At 32.2% G+C, this 16021-nt stretch carries 18 protein-coding genes; 6 read left to right on the forward strand and 12 right to left on the reverse strand.

Annotation, left to right across the window (positions count from 1 at the left end; genetic code table 11):
* Positions 1-23: 23 nt before the first annotated feature.
* From NQ499_RS13035 to NQ499_RS13045, 3 genes are read right to left on the reverse strand one after another with little or no spacing between them, the layout of a single operon-like run.
* Positions 24-866, reverse strand: coding sequence for a GH25 family lysozyme (locus tag NQ499_RS13035; RefSeq protein ID WP_259848545.1), 843 nt, complete (start codon positions 864-866; stop codon positions 24-26).
* On the reverse strand, positions 859-1311 hold the full coding sequence (locus NQ499_RS13040) for a phage holin family protein (protein WP_006506245.1): 453 nt from the start codon (positions 1309-1311) through the stop codon (positions 859-861). The genes NQ499_RS13035 and NQ499_RS13040 overlap by 8 nt, the downstream gene beginning before the upstream one ends.
* Positions 1295-1633: a hypothetical protein gene (locus NQ499_RS13045; RefSeq protein ID WP_006506246.1), complete on the reverse strand. Its 339-nt coding sequence runs from the start codon at positions 1631-1633 to the stop codon at positions 1295-1297. The genes NQ499_RS13040 and NQ499_RS13045 overlap by 17 nt, the downstream gene beginning before the upstream one ends.
* Before the next feature lie 410 nt (positions 1634-2043).
* Here NQ499_RS13045 and NQ499_RS13050 point away from each other — a divergent pair, with 410 nt between their 5' ends.
* A complete protein-coding gene (locus NQ499_RS13050) occupies positions 2044-2565 on the forward strand; it encodes a hypothetical protein (RefSeq protein ID WP_006505151.1) in 522 nt (173 codons plus the stop codon).
* Between the two features lie 353 nt (positions 2566-2918).
* Here NQ499_RS13050 and NQ499_RS13055 read toward each other — a convergent pair whose 3' ends face one another.
* Positions 2919-5192: a glycoside hydrolase domain-containing protein gene (locus NQ499_RS13055; RefSeq protein ID WP_259848546.1), complete on the reverse strand. Its 2274-nt coding sequence runs from the start codon at positions 5190-5192 to the stop codon at positions 2919-2921.
* A gap of 297 nt (positions 5193-5489) precedes the next feature.
* Between NQ499_RS13055 and NQ499_RS13060 the strand changes: the two genes are divergently transcribed.
* A complete protein-coding gene (locus NQ499_RS13060) occupies positions 5490-5999 on the forward strand; it encodes a hypothetical protein (RefSeq protein WP_040389665.1) in 510 nt (169 codons plus the stop codon).
* A gap of 46 nt (positions 6000-6045) precedes the next feature.
* Here NQ499_RS13060 and NQ499_RS13065 read toward each other — a convergent pair whose 3' ends face one another.
* Complete coding sequence (locus tag NQ499_RS13065) at positions 6046-7326, reverse strand: galactokinase (protein WP_259848547.1); 1281 nt, start codon at positions 7324-7326, stop codon at positions 6046-6048.
* Entirely contained in the window at positions 7326-8336 is a 1011-nt protein-coding gene (locus NQ499_RS13070; RefSeq protein WP_006504479.1) for an aldose epimerase family protein, read from the reverse strand. The genes NQ499_RS13065 and NQ499_RS13070 overlap by 1 nt, the downstream gene beginning before the upstream one ends.
* A gap of 296 nt (positions 8337-8632) precedes the next feature.
* On the opposite strand from NQ499_RS13070, the gene NQ499_RS13075 reads away from it, so the two are divergent.
* Complete coding sequence (locus NQ499_RS13075) at positions 8633-8944, forward strand: hypothetical protein (RefSeq protein ID WP_006504478.1); 312 nt, start codon at positions 8633-8635, stop codon at positions 8942-8944.
* 490 nt (positions 8945-9434) lie between these two features.
* Here the strand turns inward: NQ499_RS13075 and NQ499_RS13080 are convergent, their stop codons facing one another.
* The 4 genes from NQ499_RS13080 to rsmA all read right to left on the reverse strand — a co-directional run bounded on the left by NQ499_RS13080 (position 9435) and on the right by rsmA (position 13550).
* Entirely contained in the window at positions 9435-10385 is a 951-nt protein-coding gene (locus NQ499_RS13080; protein WP_006504477.1) for a ribose-phosphate diphosphokinase, read from the reverse strand.
* Between the two features lie 15 nt (positions 10386-10400).
* The gene (gene glmU / locus NQ499_RS13085) at positions 10401-11798 is read right to left on the reverse strand and encodes a bifunctional UDP-N-acetylglucosamine diphosphorylase/glucosamine-1-phosphate N-acetyltransferase GlmU (RefSeq protein WP_006504476.1); all 1398 of its coding nucleotides are present in this window, start codon (positions 11796-11798) and stop codon (positions 10401-10403) included.
* 70 nt (positions 11799-11868) lie between these two features.
* Positions 11869-12735, reverse strand: a complete 867-nt coding sequence (gene ispE / locus NQ499_RS13090) for a 4-(cytidine 5'-diphospho)-2-C-methyl-D-erythritol kinase (RefSeq protein ID WP_006504475.1) — start codon at positions 12733-12735, stop codon at positions 11869-11871.
* On the reverse strand, positions 12732-13550 hold the full coding sequence (gene rsmA / locus NQ499_RS13095) for a 16S rRNA (adenine(1518)-N(6)/adenine(1519)-N(6))-dimethyltransferase RsmA (RefSeq protein WP_006504474.1): 819 nt from the start codon (positions 13548-13550) through the stop codon (positions 12732-12734). Before rsmA ends, ispE begins: the two co-directional genes overlap by 4 nt.
* Positions 13551-13634: 84 nt before the next feature.
* Here rsmA and NQ499_RS13100 point away from each other — a divergent pair, with 84 nt between their 5' ends.
* Entirely contained in the window at positions 13635-14132 is a 498-nt protein-coding gene (locus tag NQ499_RS13100; RefSeq protein WP_202898359.1) for a transcription repressor NadR, read from the forward strand.
* Between the two features lie 23 nt (positions 14133-14155).
* Here NQ499_RS13100 and NQ499_RS13105 read toward each other — a convergent pair whose 3' ends face one another.
* On the reverse strand, positions 14156-14395 hold the full coding sequence (locus tag NQ499_RS13105; protein WP_155812561.1) for a hypothetical protein: 240 nt from the start codon (positions 14393-14395) through the stop codon (positions 14156-14158).
* A gap of 165 nt (positions 14396-14560) precedes the next feature.
* Positions 14561-15133, reverse strand: a complete 573-nt coding sequence (locus NQ499_RS13110; RefSeq protein WP_006504471.1) for a hypothetical protein — start codon at positions 15131-15133, stop codon at positions 14561-14563.
* A 154-nt stretch (positions 15134-15287) separates the two neighbouring features.
* Between NQ499_RS13110 and NQ499_RS13115 the strand changes: the two genes are divergently transcribed.
* Positions 15288-15626, forward strand: a complete 339-nt coding sequence (locus NQ499_RS13115; protein ID WP_006504470.1) for a PadR family transcriptional regulator — start codon at positions 15288-15290, stop codon at positions 15624-15626.
* Positions 15619-15996 (forward strand): DUF6120 family protein, encoded by a 378-nt coding sequence (locus tag NQ499_RS13120; RefSeq protein WP_006504469.1) that lies wholly within the window; start codon positions 15619-15621, stop codon positions 15994-15996. Before NQ499_RS13115 ends, NQ499_RS13120 begins: the two co-directional genes overlap by 8 nt.
* Positions 15997-16021 lie beyond the last annotated feature (25 nt).

Here is a 16021-nt window from a genome sequence, read left to right on the forward strand (position 1 = left end):
ACCATTGTGCCTTTCGCATTTCATTAATATAAGCTATTCAATGAAATTGCTCCTGTTACTTTACCGTTTACCCCAATTACTACTCTATCACCTTTGATTTGAATCACTTCATATTGATTTTTAAATACACAATTTGCGATTGACTGACCATCATACCACTTTGAACCAGCCTTAACACGCACACTATCTCCAACGTTTAAATTACTAGTTTTGTTTTTTACCTTATAAAATGTATTAATAAGACCATGATCATAACTACAATCCAAAAACTTTGAATCTATTCCTTTTATATCTTTTAAAACTCCTTTTTTAGCATTAGAAGTGAACTGATGCAATAATACATTTCCAAAAGGATTGTATTGAATCTTATTGTCCCAATTATTATACCCATTATTAAGCCCATAATTAGCAATCCATAACGTCCATGCAGAAAAGCCACTATTTGTAAGCTTGTTTTTAAACCAATCCTGATTGGCATATATTCCAGCAGAATAACCTGCTCCTTCAATAACATCACAAAATGCTTTAGCAATCTTATAATACATGTCATTACTCAAACTGCCCTGATAATCAGAATATTCAATATCATAATAAATAACACATACCTGATATTTACTGCATGCCTGCAAAGCTAAATATGCTTCTCTTTTAGCTTCATATTCGTTTCTAGCATAACAAAAATGATAAGCAAATAATGGAATGCCTAACTCATTTGCTTGTTTCGCATTATTGTTCCACTGCTTGTCAATATTTCCAGAACTCCATCCATAAGAACATCTAGCCACCACACCAGAAATAGAATCCTTTGCCTTGCTTAAATCTACTTTCCCGTTATGATATGAAATATCTATAATATAATTACTCATTTTTTTCTACCATGCTTTCTATGTTTTGAGAAGCTACTTCTAGGCCTTTAACAAGAATCTGTGGCACATCAAATCCAGCTTCTACAAGATTTTCTAAAATACTACGATATTCATTAATAATTAATGAAATCAAAACATACCAGCCTAAAAACGTTAATATTGCCAAATCGATGTGAATTATATTTCCTAATTCTTCAAAACATACTGGAATTATAAAAGACAATAAAACTAATATCCATTGAGCTACTTTCTTTGCGGTTCCTTTCAATCCAGCCATTGAATTTTCTTTATTATTTATTCTTGATTTTATCCATCCTGTTAATGTATCAAGAACATTTAATAGCAATAGCACCATAAATAAAATCCAATGTTTATCCATAGCAATTGTAAGAATAGATAATACAATAGAATACACTTTATCTATATTCTTAACAAAATTGTTCATTATTCAGTTTTCTCACTTTGTTAATAATACTCTTATATTTTCTTACAATAGAACTATGATTGGCATATCCCACATGAATAGAAATAAGATCAAAGGTTTTATTCTCAAAATTACGCAAAGAAATAATTTCAAGCTCATCTGGTAATAATTCTTTTAACCAATAATTAACTTTAGAGACAATATGTGAGTAGAACACATATTCATTCTTTTCGAGGTCATTCAACTCTTTAAACTGTATTGCTTGATTTAAATTATCTATATGTAATTTAGCAATAGAGTAGAAGTTTAGAGTAAGTTCAATTTCTTCATTAGAATAAACCATTGCCTACTTACTCCTCTTCTTATAAATTGTAAAACGTTTTACAAATGTATTATATTATATTTAATCGACACAATTGTGCTTTTATGATTATTATAATAGTTCAAATTAATTGTTCCTGTTTATCACAACTATTAGTTCTGTATATTTAAACATATTATCCAGACAGTTAATCAAAATAGAATTTAGATTTAATACTTCCGTAAAATATAAGTTCGAGTTGATATACCATTGGATGTAAAAAGCTATTCTGTATACAAGCACAGCCAAGATCATGAAATGATTATCTTATCAGAATAAATAATCAATCGAAAGAGAAAATCATAATTTGTAATATATATCAGATATACTTGGTGCAATTGTTACTTATCCATGTTAAAATTAATATATTATGAATAGCGAGGTATCAAATAATGGAAATATTAACCGTCAAAAATAATAAAATGGATTATCCAACTTTCAAAAAAATCATCATTCTATTTTTTCCTACTAAATATAAAATCTTATTTGTAGCCACATCCAGTTTTGGTTTGATATTTTTATTGATAAGTCTATTTATGAGATATTTTTCTTATTGCATAACTCTTGCCATTATATTATTGTTTTTAGTTATATTTCATCTTGCTTTATCAAGAACTGTATTAAAAAAATTATTGAACCAGCAAATAGAACAATTTAACAAAGATGTAATATATTTTGATTTAGTCTTTGAAGAAGATGAACTTTACTCCAAGGCAGACTCATCAACGAATAAAGCTCCTATAAAATACAAAGATTTAAAGAAAATTAACGAAACAAATGATGTTGTATTTTTTACAACTAATGCAGGCTTTACAATCTATTTTGAAAAGAAAAATGCCAGCAGTGAAGATATCGAGAGATTACATGCATTTTTTGATAAGCAGAACATCATTTGGAGAAAATCAATTTTGTAGATGATAAGAATAAAGTAATTACAAAAGCCAATATAATAATGAAATAAAAGGGGCATGTGCTCGTACGAATTGGGATAAAGGGGCATGCCCCTTTATCCCAATTCCTTAATTCCAGTTTCACTTTACAATTGATGTCTAAATATCTTCTATATATTTCAACTTTTTGTTCTTTAGAAAACTTACTTTTTCTTCCCCTAAGAAAAACCTCCTTAGCAAACAGTGCTTTTAATTATTTACACTGACTACTGGGAGGTCATGATATCATAACTCAATTATTTTTTATCATCAAAAGCAATTTTTAAATAAGTTAAATCATTTTATGCGTTTATAACCTTATATACAGTATTATTGACTCAGACCATCACCTCACTAAGTTTCAATATTCCCTGAGCAATAAGTGTTTTACCCAACAGTGGAAGAGCATTACCACTAGCTGCTATACATCCTACCAACACAATTATAATCGCTAATTGTGTTACCTTTTCCCAATCAATTTCGTATTTTGGCTGCTTCCCATCATCTGAAATACTAGGCATGATTTTAAAATTAATTTCAGTTGTCATTTCATAATCTTTTGTATCTAATTGAGGCAAAATATCTTTTGTTGTGAAGATAATTGTATATACAGGCAAATTATCCTTTACTCCAATCTTCATACCAATTTTTCCAGCCTTCATAGAGATTGCCACTTCTCTTAGGCCATCTACTGTACCATCTAGTATTCTTACGATATCTTTGTCCTTAATCTCCAAGCCAGCTGTCAAATCCTTAATTTGATTATCACATGTTGTTGTCAGTGAACCTGTATTATCCATTTCAATATAAATAGGTTTTTTACTAAACTCATTATCAGGTGTAAAAGATTTTGAGTTTTTACAAGATACAAAAATTGTACATCCATCTGTAGGAATTGCAGCAACTGAGAACTCTTTCTCGTATACAATGTTTGCCTTAACAACTTTATTTAAATATCCTAATTTTTCTAGAATATTACAAACGAATTGATCTTTTTGTTCTTTTATCATCTGATCTGAACTTTTCTCTGCTAATTGATCTGGTGACATATAAGGCACTTTATCAAATGTTGTAATCCCCTTATCTCTACCAGAATATCCTGCCTTATCTAAATCAAATGAAGGACTTGAAGGGAATTGCCCACCATTATTCACATTAAATTCGAAGAACTGATCAAACGCCCAGTTCTTCGGAATAGGATAACCTAAGTTGCAGCTGTATCCGCTTGACATATCAGCTACAAATGAGTATTCCGCTAAGCCTTTATTACTGATATATGAACAGATATATCTTGGTGCATAAATTCCGACTTTATATTTTTTATTATTTGTTTCACTCTTAAATACATAATTCAGTTTCTCGAAGTATGGTACGATAAATGATTTCATCTGATAATCATAGCAGTCAAAGTCTACTGCGAAGTAGATAGTTGTACCACTAGGAACACCGATTCTCTTAGCTGCTGTAATTGCTGTATGTGCATCTACAATGCCCTGACTCAGATTCTGGAAATACTCTGCTTTATATCCTCCATCCTGATAGATAGGGAATACTCTTAATCCAGCACTTTCAATGTTTTTAATTTCTTCAAATGTGATGAACTTTCTTTTTCCTTTTGCTGTTCCTGTCAGATATCTACCTACCACCTGATATCCTGCATTCTTAATATCTAGTGCCTGCTGCTTATTTAATACTGTGGAGCAGTCACATGCCTTTGCTTTTCTTCCTGTATCACCTTTACTTGTTAAAAGTGATTTCATTGTTGCACAGTTTACTTCTCCAGATGTAACTAGCCCAATTCCCGTTAATGCATAGAACTCCTGGAATGATGCAACCATGGACTTAGTAGTACTGTCAAAGTTACCATCAAATCTTCCAGCATCATATCCATTCAAGTATAATCCATATTGAACAAGCTTATTATACTTTACATAGGTACCATTCTTCCCCTGCTTTAATACACCAGGGAATTTTGCTGCTGTCTGATCACCAAAATTTCTTTTATCAATACTGCCAATAAAGCTTGTATAAATACCTTCAGCAGCCTGTAGTGCTGCAATTAATGCATAAGAAGTAAATCTTGAGACAACACCATCACATGGACCTACACCAATGATATCAGACCAGTCTGCATTCAACTGCTGCTGAATTTTTACAATCGTCTTATCTCCAGCATTTGTCTTTTTAAACCAGTTGATTGATACTAGTCCCATCCAAACTTTCCAGTCAATGATGCCTGTTACTGGAAGTCCTGCATCTTCCTGGTACTGCTTTACAGCATTCACTCCAGCCGTATAATAAACTCCTGTAATTCCTCCAGCATTATACCCCTTTACAAACAATGCACACTGCAGAATGCATACATTTGGATTTCCTGGATCATTAGCATTCATTTTTGAAATATCACTTAAAGATCTCATTTTATTTAAAGTGATATTTCCTGCTGTTCCTGTTACTGGAGAGATTCCATTTTCAATCTGAAAGGCTCTGATAATCCCCTTGCATGTACCTGTACCAGTCAAGCCGTCCTCATCCAGCTTTACCCATTCAGAACGATGACCATACATGCTGTTTAAATATTTCTGTGCCTTTCTAACATTTTCATCTGCCATTATTACTATCCTCCTATTTTGATAACTACTTTACGTAGAATTCATACCGGTATTCTTTCTACATTTTTATCATACATTCATTCAGAAGCACCATTGTGCCTTTCGCATTTCATTAATATAAGCTATTCAATGAAATTGCTCCTGTTACTTTACCGTTTACCCCAATTACTACTCTATCACCTTTGATTTGAATCACTTCATATTGATCATAATTAGTAATATATAGCATCTATATTTGGTGTAATTGATACTTATCTATGCTAGAATTAATATATTATGAATATCGAGGTATCGAAAATGGAAATATTAACTGTCAAAAATAATAAATTGGATTATCCAACTCTCAAAAAAGTCATCTTTCACTTCTTTCCCACATTCTTTACATTATTCCTAATAGTTGCATTCTGTCTTTCATGGATTACTTTGTTTATGAATCTATCTGCAGGACATGTTATTTACAGTGTAATAAGTGTTATTAATTTAATACTTGTATGTTCTCAACCAAGAATGCTATCAAAAATAATCATAAAAAATCGCAATAAGTCACTCCAGACAGATGAATATATCTATGACTTGGTCTTTTATGAAGATAAACTAACTACAGTGGTAGACTCAGTAGAAAATAAAGCTTCCATAAAATATACGAATATAAAAAACATAATAGAAACTAAAGATGTTGTATTATTTACAAGTAAAGCAGGTTTTAGAATCTATTTTGAAAAGAAAAATGCCAACATTGAAGACATTGAGAGATTACATGCATTTTTTGATAAGCAGAATATCACTTGGAGAAAATCAATTCTATAGTAAAGAAAACCTCTTTGATTCTCATATCAAAGAGATTTTTTAATGCTTATAATTCTACTTTCTTACCGCCATACTTTCTTACTTTAAGAATATGACAAGACCCTTCCCCAAAATACTTTTCAATTTCAGTCTTATATGTTTCTACATAATCATCTTCTACAAAGGCCTGGATCGTACCTGCAAATCCACCACCATGTACTCTACATACACCTTTATCACCTAGGATATCTTCAGATAAGCCTAAGGCAATAGAAACAGCCTGGTTTGTTTCATCATGGTTAGAATAGATATTCTGTAGGTATTTATAAGAACTGTCTCCTGATGATTTGATGACTGACTTGAATGTATCAAAGTCATTGTTCTTTAAGGCTGATACTGCTTTTTCTACTCTTGCATCTTCCTTAAAGAAATGTAATGCACGGATGACACAGCGGTCACTCATCTTTTCACGTAATTCAGGAATATGTGCTTTAAATTCTTCTTCTGATACTTCTCTTAAGAATTCTTTTCCAAAGAAGTGTGCTACTTCCTTCATTTCTGTAGGAATGGCTGCATAATCATCAGTTAAGTCTGCATGAGATGCATGAACATCTACAATACATAAACTATGATGGAATGAAGAGAAATCAACATCTACTTTTTCTACAACAGGATGATCATTGTCTTTAAAGTCAATATGAATAAGAGCACCTACTGAACTTGCACACTGGTCCATTAATCCACATGGTTTACCAAAATAGACGTTTTCTGTATACTGACCAATCTGCGCAATCAATACTGGACTTACTGTCATATCATTATATAAACCTGATAATACAGTACCAATCATGACTTCAAATGCTGCTGATGAAGAAAGACCAGAACCCTGTAATACTTCACTTGTCATATAAGCTTCAAAACCACCAATATGAAGACCTAATTCCTTAAAGCGTGCAAGAGTACCTCTAATTAATCCTTCAGAAGTACCTTCTTCTTCAGCTTTCTTTTCTAAGTCATCTACAGCTACAGCCTTTAAGTCATAATCATCAGATAATACCTTAATTTCACCATCTCTAGGTGCTGTAATCGCAATAATATCTAAGTTAATTGCAGCAGCTAATACTTCACCATGCTGGTGGTCTGTATGGTTACCAGATACTTCACTTCTACCTGGTGCTGAGAATACTTCTACTTCCTTATCACCATAAAGTGAGATGAACTTTTCAATAGCTGCAATATATCTTTCTTTCTGAGTATCTAATAAAGACTCATCTACATAAATATCAGTTAATAAAGCATCTGCCTGACCATTTCTAATATCTTTAATAATCTGTGTTGCAAGTTTCATTATTTAATTACCTCTAAACAATAAGATGTCTGTGCATCAAATGTTTCTCCCTTTCTTAAAATAGTGCTTGGATTCTTTTCAATATGAATAGCGTCTGGTAAGTTCTGTGTTTCAATACATACTGCATCTCTCGCATTATAAGGTTCACCATTCTTACCAATACGACCATCTAGATAGTTTGCGGTATAGATCTGTGCTCCTGGTAAAGTAGTAGATACTGTTAATCTTCTACCGCTTTCTTCATCTTCTAATACAACCTGGTTCTTATCTGTAGTAAAGAAGAAATGATGGTCAAAACCATTACCAAGCTTTAATTGTGGATGATCCACTTCTACACGTTCACCAATCTTTGCAGGTATTCTAAAGTCAAATGGAGTACCTTCTACAGCTTCCTTTTCACCTGTAGCAAGACCATCTGCATCTACATGTTCATAATAATCAGCATCAATCTTTAAAGTGTGATTATAGATATTATGTTTATGTCCTGATAAGTTGAAATATGAATGGTTAGTAATATTAATTAAAGTATCCTTATCACTCGTAGCATGATAAGAAATAGTTAATGTAGTACCCTCTAAATGATAAGTAGCACTAAAATCCATATTACCTGGATAACCTTCTTCTCCATCCTTTGCATGATAAGTAAACTTAATAGTATAGTCATCTAAGATTTCATAATCAAAAATCTGATAACTAAATCCTCTAATACCACCATGTAAGCTATTAGGACCATTATTAATAGGTAAATGATATGTTTCACCATTTAATTCAAATGTTCCTTTTCCTATTCTATTCGCAACTCTACCTACTAATGCACCTAGATAACCATCTAGAGTCTGATATTGATTAAAGTCATCATAACCTAATACAACATCACCTTTTACTCCATTCTTATCTTCAATAATCATCTTAATAATAGTACAGCCAAATGTTGAGACAACAACTTCCATCTCATCGTTTTTTAATGATAAATTTTCAATATTTCCAATTTTTTCTATTACTTCTATCACATTTATTCACCTCATCTTCGGAAACATAGATAATTCATACCTATTACTTAATATATTTTATCATGTTATGAATAATTATGTATACGCTTTCTAGAAAAAGTGAGGAATTAATAGACTTTTCTATGAGTTGTAAAGAGCGCATGTCTTTTACGCAAGAAAATATGTCTCTTATGCAAGAAATGTAGACTATTTAATAATAATAATATATTATTTAAGTAGTAGAAGAGGATGGAATACTCTAAATTTAAAGATGTGACATACTATAAAAATGGTTTAATACAATCGAGGTGAGTAATATGATGAATTTTCTTCTAGCTTTGTATAGCAGTTTATTAATCAAAATCCTGCCATTATTAGTTGTATCGCTGTTACTTACATTCTTATTAGTTAAAGCTAAAATGCCAAAGTTTTTCTACCTTCTCATAGTTGTAGAAGTAATCGCAATATCTGTACTGCACTATAGCACTGTTGTCACATCAATAAGCTTATATATGGAAGAGAGAGTCTGGATTATACTCTTTAATATGGCTATCCTTGTTGGTATATATTTAATGATTCCTATCCTTTCAATCATCCTCTATAGAGTATTAAGAAAAAGAGTATATTAATGTGGACCCCGTGTTAAGGACACTAAATAAAAAAGCACTTAAGTAGAAATGAAAATATCCTCTAGGCAGTAACCAGGAGGATATTTTTACGTACTATGTTTTTAATGCACTTTTTCCAATTCACTACTTGTTTCAGATCTAGTTTGATATCGTCCTCCTTGAAAGGGGGGTGATACATTTTTTTGAGTTTATCATAACCGTCATGGCAGGTGTTCTTACATATTATATTTGCAAATGGTTAGACGAATTTTTTAAACGATAACTAGCCTAGTGTTAAACCACTATAAAAGTTAGAAAAGGTAAGGATTGGTGGATCCTTACCTTTTCGTTTGATGCATTTTGATTTCTGAGTTCATTTGAAGTCTAACACTTAACCAATTCATAGTCAAGTCGTTACTGCATAGAAACCACAGGAGCAGTTTCCTTATTTCACTTCATATATACAATCTTATATTTGGTCTAAAAAAGGACTCGTGATGAGTCCTCTACATTAACAATCATACTGAGTGAATACGTCACTAACTGGTAAATCGTTTTCGATGTTTTCAATTGTATGTGCAAGTAATCCTGCAACAGATACAGAAACAAGTTTATCAAATTTCTTATCCTGTGGAATTTCGATAGTGTTAGTAATAACAACTTCTTTTGCCGCACAAGTAGATAATCTTTCAACAGCAGGTCCAGAAAGTACACCATGAGTACATGCAATATATACATCCTTAGCACCTTTCTGTTTTAACATATCAACACCAGCTGTAATAGTACCAGCTGTATCGATCATATCGTCAATTAAGATACAGTTCTTACCTTCAACATTACCGATGATACCCATAACTTCAGCAACGTTTGGTTTAGGTCTTCTCTTATCGATGATAGCGATAGGACAGTCAAATGCTTCAGACATCTTACGAGCTCTAGTAGCTCCTCCATGGTCAGGAGATACAACACATAAATCCTGAACCTTCTTTTTACGGAAGTATTTGATTAATAGTGGTAAAGCCTGCATTTCATCTACTGGAATATCAAAGAATCCCTGGATCTGAGCTGCATGTAAGTCAACAGTTACAACACGGTTAACACCAGCTGTAGTTAATAAGTCTGCAACTAACTTAGAAGTGATTGGCTGTCTAGGTTTAGCTTTACGATCCTGTCTAGCATATCCGAAATATGGAATAACTGCAGTAATTTCACGAGCAGAAGCACGTTTTAAAGCATCAGTTAATACTAAGATTTCCATTAAGTTTTCAGTTACTGGATTAGAAGTAGACTGAACAATGAATACGTCCTTACCACGAACAGATTCACCGATTTCACATAAGATTTCACCATCTGCGAAGTGATGAACTTTGCAGTCTCCAACCTTAGTACCTAAAATGCTTGCGATATCCTGAGCTAATTTCTTGCTTGAAGATAAAGAAAATACTGTAATTTTGTTTTTCATATGTGTCCCCTTTTTTTATTTCTTGTTTCTTTCGTTATAAATCTTCATACGTTTTTCTTCTAAAACTTTTGCATAACCAGGTTTGTTCACCTGTCTAGCACGTGCGATAGACATTGCGCCATCTTCTACAGTTTCTGTTACAGTAGATCCAGCTGCAACAAATGCGCCTTCACCAACAGTCACTGGTGCAACGAGATTTGAATTACATCCAATAAATGCATTGTTTCCAATAACAGTCATTGACTTATTCTTACCGTCATAATTGCTTGTGATAGTACCACAACCAATATTAACGCCATCGCCTACTTTAGCATCACCGATATAAGTAAGATGAGCAGACTTGCTTCCCTTACCAAAATCAGCTTTCTTCATTTCCACAAAGTTACCAATGTGTACATTCTCTCTAATATGACAATTAGTTCTTAGTCTTGCATAAGGACCAATATCAGTACCGCTTTCTACAACAGAATCGCTTAATACTGAGAACTTGATTTCCACATTATCCTTAATATCTACATCTGTAAATTCACAATAAGGACCAATATGACAGTGTGCCCCTATAGTAGTATGTCCCTTGATAATACAACCTGGTTCAATAATTGTATCTTTACCAATCACAACATCAGTACCAATATATGTGTTATCAGTATCTACAATAGTTACGCCATTTAATAACCAGTTCTTATTTACTCTCTTCTGAAGTAACTTAGTTGCTTCAGCAAGCTGAACACGGTCATTAATGCCACCTACTTCACTGAAATCCTGAATCTTATAGCCATCAACCTTCTTGCCTTCTTCATTCATGATTCCAATTAAATCTGTAATATAATACTCACCCTGAGCATTGTTGTTTGTTACTTTCTTTAAAGCTTCAAACATTGATTTGTTATCAAAACAATATTCACCTACGTTCATCTCAGTGATATCCATCTGAGATTCCTGTAAGTCTTTGAATTCTACAATTCCTGTTACCTGGCCATCTTCCTTAATAATACGACCAAATGGAAGTGACAAGTCACAATCACATGTCATTACAGTACCACTATTCTTACCATTCATATGATAATCAATAAGTCCCTGTAATGTCTCCGCAGTAATTAAAGGTGCATCACCATTTAATACAAGAGTGATTCCTTCTTTATCCCCTAGAACACTTTCTGCCATCATGACAGCATGTCCAGAGCCTTTCTGCTCTTCCTGTAAGACAGTAGTGACGTCGTTATCTAACAAAGCCTTGACCTGGTCAGCCCCATGTCCAACAACAACGACTGTTTCTGCGATATCTAACTTCTTTAATTCATCCACCACATGATTGATCATTGGTTTATATAAAACTTCATGAACAACCTTAGGTGCATCTGACTTCATACGGGTACCTTTACCCGCAGCTAAGACAACTGCATAAACTTTCATCGACATATCTCCTTTTTTTCCCCTACATTCTAGCAAAATTCAATTCAAAATAAAAGAGAAAAGGCATAAGTTATCCCTTTTTCCTTTTCTCTGGATAGTAAATCTGTGTTTTTACTGCAAAACTATATTTCTTTTTAAAATATGGAAGCACTTTATCAATTAATTCAGGATCTTGAGTCATACCAAAAACAGATGAACCACTACCTGACATAAGAGCACCATCAAAACCAAAGTTCATCATATCATCCTTAATAGACTGGATATCCTGTACCATCTTAATAGAAGGAGCTTCTAAAGTATTACCTAAACAATCTACAACACCCTGATAATCATTCTTTTCAATTGCATGCTTCATTAAATCAATATCTGGATGAACAGCTGTTTCAATATCTAGATCATCAAAACATTTCTTTGTAGAAACACCTTTCTTAGGTTTTACAATCAATAAATGACAATTAAAACATGAACGATCAATAAAATGTAGATTTTCACCAATACCACCTACAACCGCAATACGATTCCATACACAAAATGGAATATCTGCACCAATCTCTTTACCCATTTCACACATATCCTGATAAGACATACGTAAATGGAATAAACTGTTCATTGCGCGAAAGATAGCTGCACCATCAGCACTTCCTCCACCCATTCCAGCTTGAGATGGAATATGCTTATAACAGTGGATTCTTACACCACTTTGGATATCAAACTTCTTGATTAATGCATCGGCCACCTTATACATGATGTTACGTTCATCAGTAGGTACACGGTATGTGTTTGTAGTAATTTCTATACCTTTTTCAATAGGATCAATAAGAATCAAATCATGAAGAACAATAGGGGCCATAATCATATCTAATTCATGATATCCATCTTCTCTTTCACTTACTACATCTAATGCAAGGTTTATTTTCGCATAAGCACGAATCTTCATAGAGTATGACTCCTTTCTAGTATTCTTATATAGTCATCAATGTTTAATTCCTCAGCACGTTTATTGGCAGGAATACCACATGATTCTAATAATTCTTTTGTTTGATCATGATATAAAGACTTTAAGTTATTATAGAGTGTTTTTCTTTTTGCAGTATAACTTGCTTCAATCAGATCAATCAATTCCTGTGATATAACACGTTCTTTATGAATAGAAATAACAGCACTATCTACATGAGGTGCTGGCATGAATACATGTCTAGGCACATTCAATTCATATTGAACATCTCCTACATAATCAATCATCATCTTTAAAGGACTCTTTTCTTCAGAACAGAGCTTTAGTGCGACTTCCTTTTGTACCATAGCGACTAAACGATTAATAGGTGTAGAAGAAGATACAATCTTTGTGATGATTTTAGACGTAATATAATAAGGAAGATTTGTGACAACACAGATATCCTTATAGTTCTTTAACTTCTTACAAGCTTCTTCTAAATCAGCTTTCATAAAGTCCTGGAAGATGATTTCTACATTATCATGTCCTTCTAAAGAGAATGATAATACTTCTTTTAAACGTTCATCTATTTCAAAGCATAATACTTTACCAGCTTTATTAGAGAGCTGTTCTGTAAGAGCGCCTATACCAGGTCCTATTTCAATAACTGCTGTCTCCTTATCCAGCGAAGCATGATCTGCGATACTTTGAATAATACCTGGATCTACTAAGAAGTTCTGTCCATATTTCTTAGAAGGCTTTAAGTTAAATGTATTTAATATAAATTCTGTATTTGATTTTTTTGCGATATTTTCCATATCATTTATTATATAGGATATGTAAAGAAAAGACCATTGAGTTCCCTGAAAAATTCTTCTATAATGGTCGAAAAGGTGATGTATATGGATAGAAAAACAAGAATAATGGAAATAATAAGTAGTAGTGATAAACCTGTTTCAGCAAGTAAAATTGCGAAAGAATTAGGTGTTTCTAGGCAGATTATTGTAGGAGATGTGGCTTTACTTAGAGCATCGGGAGAAGATATTACTGCAACACCTAGAGGATATATATTAGATACTAATAGGAGTAATCATTATACGATTGCAGTAAAGCATAATAATGATCAATTAGAAGAAGAATTAAATACTATTGTAGATTTAGGTGGTAAGGTTGAAGATGTGATAGTAGAACATCCTCTTTATGGAGAAATCAAAGGGAATCTACATATATATTCACGTTATGATGTATCGAAGTTCATGTCTGCAGTTAAAGATAATGATATTGCACCTCTTTCTCTATTAACGGATGGTGTTCACTTGCATACAATTACAGTACCTGATGAAGAGACATTAGAGCGTATTAAAGAAGCATTGGATGAAAAGCACATACTATTAAAATAAGGCTGTGGTGAACAGCCTTTTTATTATATCGTGAAGAAGTTTTTGATTTCATCTTTAAAGAAATAGATGAGTAATAATGTGTTTCCGATAAATGGTAAAACTAAATTAGAACAGAATATTGTAGGTAGTGAAGAAATCACAATATGAATACTGCCTAAACCGAAATAAAGACTAACTCCATCAGGGTAAAAAGCCGATGCAATAAATAATGCGACATAAATCACAAAACAAATAATAAACTTCTTCTCTTTAGTACTGAGCATAAATAATTCCTCATTTCCTAATAAAATTAAAACATTTTTCATTTTGAATACCCATAAAATAAGCATATTATAAGAACTCTTTAACAATAGTCTTTGTAAATAGCATACAAGTTCGCATGATATATCTTGAAAAAGTATTTTAGCAAATTATGGGTATTCAAATTATTATTTGTATTTTACATCTAAATACTTGTTAGTGTTTTTGCTCGAAACATAATCATAAGTATCATATAATCCATTTGAATCATAATAGAATGTTCTCATATGCTTCACTATATAATCTCCTGAAAGTGCAAGTTTGCTATATCTGCTACTATCGGCATTTAGTCTCGTCTCAACAGTTGTTACATGATTTAAAAGAAATTTAAACAAAATACCTTCATAAGTTGAAGAAAGTGAAACAGTACATTTTGTTGATGGCGTTAATTTATAATATGAAGTTTTACTCCATTTTTTAGTTTTGCTATGATAGCCTATAAATTTATGAGAAACATTCTTTCTAGATATCTCTTTGGTAGTTGAATACTCTCCACATACGTTAATATTATCTGCGCCTAACTCTATTTGTTGCTTGTACTTATTATAATCTTCTACTGATTTAAAAAACCATGTTTCCGTATCACTAATTTTAACTGGAATTACAATATTTTCTTCGATTGCTGATACAGGAACAAAATTAAATAAAACCATAATTAAAGAGAGAATTGATACTAATGCGAATTTTAATCTGCGTTTCATAATAATGACTCCTATTATTTATTTTTTTGTTGAAAACGTTTCCACATACATATAATATCATGAATTTTGCACTTTGTACATAGTATATCTATGTATTGCTAGTTTTAAAACACAAAGTATAATATAGGTATATGAATGTTGAGGATCGATTAATATGGCCAAAAAGAATCAATTTTTCAAACTGGATATGCTTCTTCTATGTATTATTGCGAAGCAGGATTGTTATGGGTATGAAATAACAAAACAGATTAAAACTTACTCTCATGAACTCATAGACATTAAAGAAGGCACTATGTATCCTATTCTCTATAAATTACAGGATGCACACTATATTTCTAGTTACGAGAAGGTAATAGAACGCAAAATAAGAGTCTATTATCATATAGAAGAAGAGGGTAAAGAAAAGTTATTAGAAATGATTAATGAATTTAATCAAGCCGTGGATGGAATCCATAATGTGATTAAGGAATCTTTAGGAGAATCTTATGAATAATACAGAACAATATATTCACAATATTTGGACTATTATGCCCATGCATACAGATAAAGAGAAATTCTATCTTCTTGATTTGAAGAAACATTTAAAAGAATTCATGGATGATCATCCTGATTGTTCCTATGAAGATATTGTAGAACATTTTGGTGAACCAAAGGATATAGTCGTTGAATATATCCAGAATAGTGATGAGAACTATTTGATTCAAAGAATGAGACTAAAAGAAGTGTTCCAGAAGTTCATTATTTTTCTTTGTGTCCTTTGTACATTACTTGCGCTATGGTTTGGTCTTCTTTGGTATGATGTCTACAGAAATTCAAAATATTCAGGTGTAGGAGAAATAAAATATACAATAACAGATCAGTAAAAGAAAGAGTCAGTAGATACTATGT

Source organism: Catenibacterium mitsuokai, assembly GCF_025148785.1.
GTDB lineage: Bacteria > Bacillota_I > Bacilli_A > Erysipelotrichales > Coprobacillaceae > Catenibacterium > Catenibacterium mitsuoka.

What these genes read in the sequence shown, in the direction of transcription:
- NQ499_RS13035 (WP_259848545.1), bottom strand. Translation starts at nt 866, where the DNA reads ATGAGTAATTATATTATAGATATTTCATATCATAACGGGAAAGTAGAT.
- NQ499_RS13040 (WP_006506245.1), bottom strand. Translation starts at nt 1,311, where the DNA reads ATGAACAATTTTGTTAAGAATATAGATAAAGTGTATTCTATTGTATTA.
- NQ499_RS13045 (WP_006506246.1), bottom strand. Translation starts at nt 1,633, where the DNA reads ATGGTTTATTCTAATGAAGAAATTGAACTTACTCTAAACTTCTACTCT.
- NQ499_RS13050 (WP_006505151.1), top strand. Translation starts at nt 2,044, where the DNA reads ATGGAAATATTAACCGTCAAAAATAATAAAATGGATTATCCAACTTTC.
- NQ499_RS13055 (WP_259848546.1), bottom strand. Translation starts at nt 5,192, where the DNA reads ATGGCAGATGAAAATGTTAGAAAGGCACAGAAATATTTAAACAGCATG.
- NQ499_RS13060 (WP_040389665.1), top strand. Translation starts at nt 5,490, where the DNA reads ATGGAAATATTAACTGTCAAAAATAATAAATTGGATTATCCAACTCTC.
- NQ499_RS13065 (WP_259848547.1), bottom strand. Translation starts at nt 7,326, where the DNA reads ATGAAACTTGCAACACAGATTATTAAAGATATTAGAAATGGTCAGGCA.
- NQ499_RS13075 (WP_006504478.1), top strand. Translation starts at nt 8,633, where the DNA reads ATGATGAATTTTCTTCTAGCTTTGTATAGCAGTTTATTAATCAAAATC.
- NQ499_RS13080 (WP_006504477.1), bottom strand. Translation starts at nt 10,385, where the DNA reads ATGAAAAACAAAATTACAGTATTTTCTTTATCTTCAAGCAAGAAATTA.
- glmU (WP_006504476.1), bottom strand. Translation starts at nt 11,798, where the DNA reads ATGAAAGTTTATGCAGTTGTCTTAGCTGCGGGTAAAGGTACCCGTATG.
- ispE (WP_006504475.1), bottom strand. Translation starts at nt 12,735, where the DNA reads ATGAAGATTCGTGCTTATGCGAAAATAAACCTTGCATTAGATGTAGTA.
- rsmA (WP_006504474.1), bottom strand. Translation starts at nt 13,550, where the DNA reads ATGGAAAATATCGCAAAAAAATCAAATACAGAATTTATATTAAATACA.
- NQ499_RS13100 (WP_202898359.1), top strand. Translation starts at nt 13,635, where the DNA reads ATGGATAGAAAAACAAGAATAATGGAAATAATAAGTAGTAGTGATAAA.
- NQ499_RS13105 (WP_155812561.1), bottom strand. Translation starts at nt 14,395, where the DNA reads ATGCTCAGTACTAAAGAGAAGAAGTTTATTATTTGTTTTGTGATTTAT.
- NQ499_RS13110 (WP_006504471.1), bottom strand. Translation starts at nt 15,133, where the DNA reads ATGAAACGCAGATTAAAATTCGCATTAGTATCAATTCTCTCTTTAATT.
- NQ499_RS13115 (WP_006504470.1), top strand. Translation starts at nt 15,288, where the DNA reads ATGGCCAAAAAGAATCAATTTTTCAAACTGGATATGCTTCTTCTATGT.
- NQ499_RS13120 (WP_006504469.1), top strand. Translation starts at nt 15,619, where the DNA reads ATGAATAATACAGAACAATATATTCACAATATTTGGACTATTATGCCC.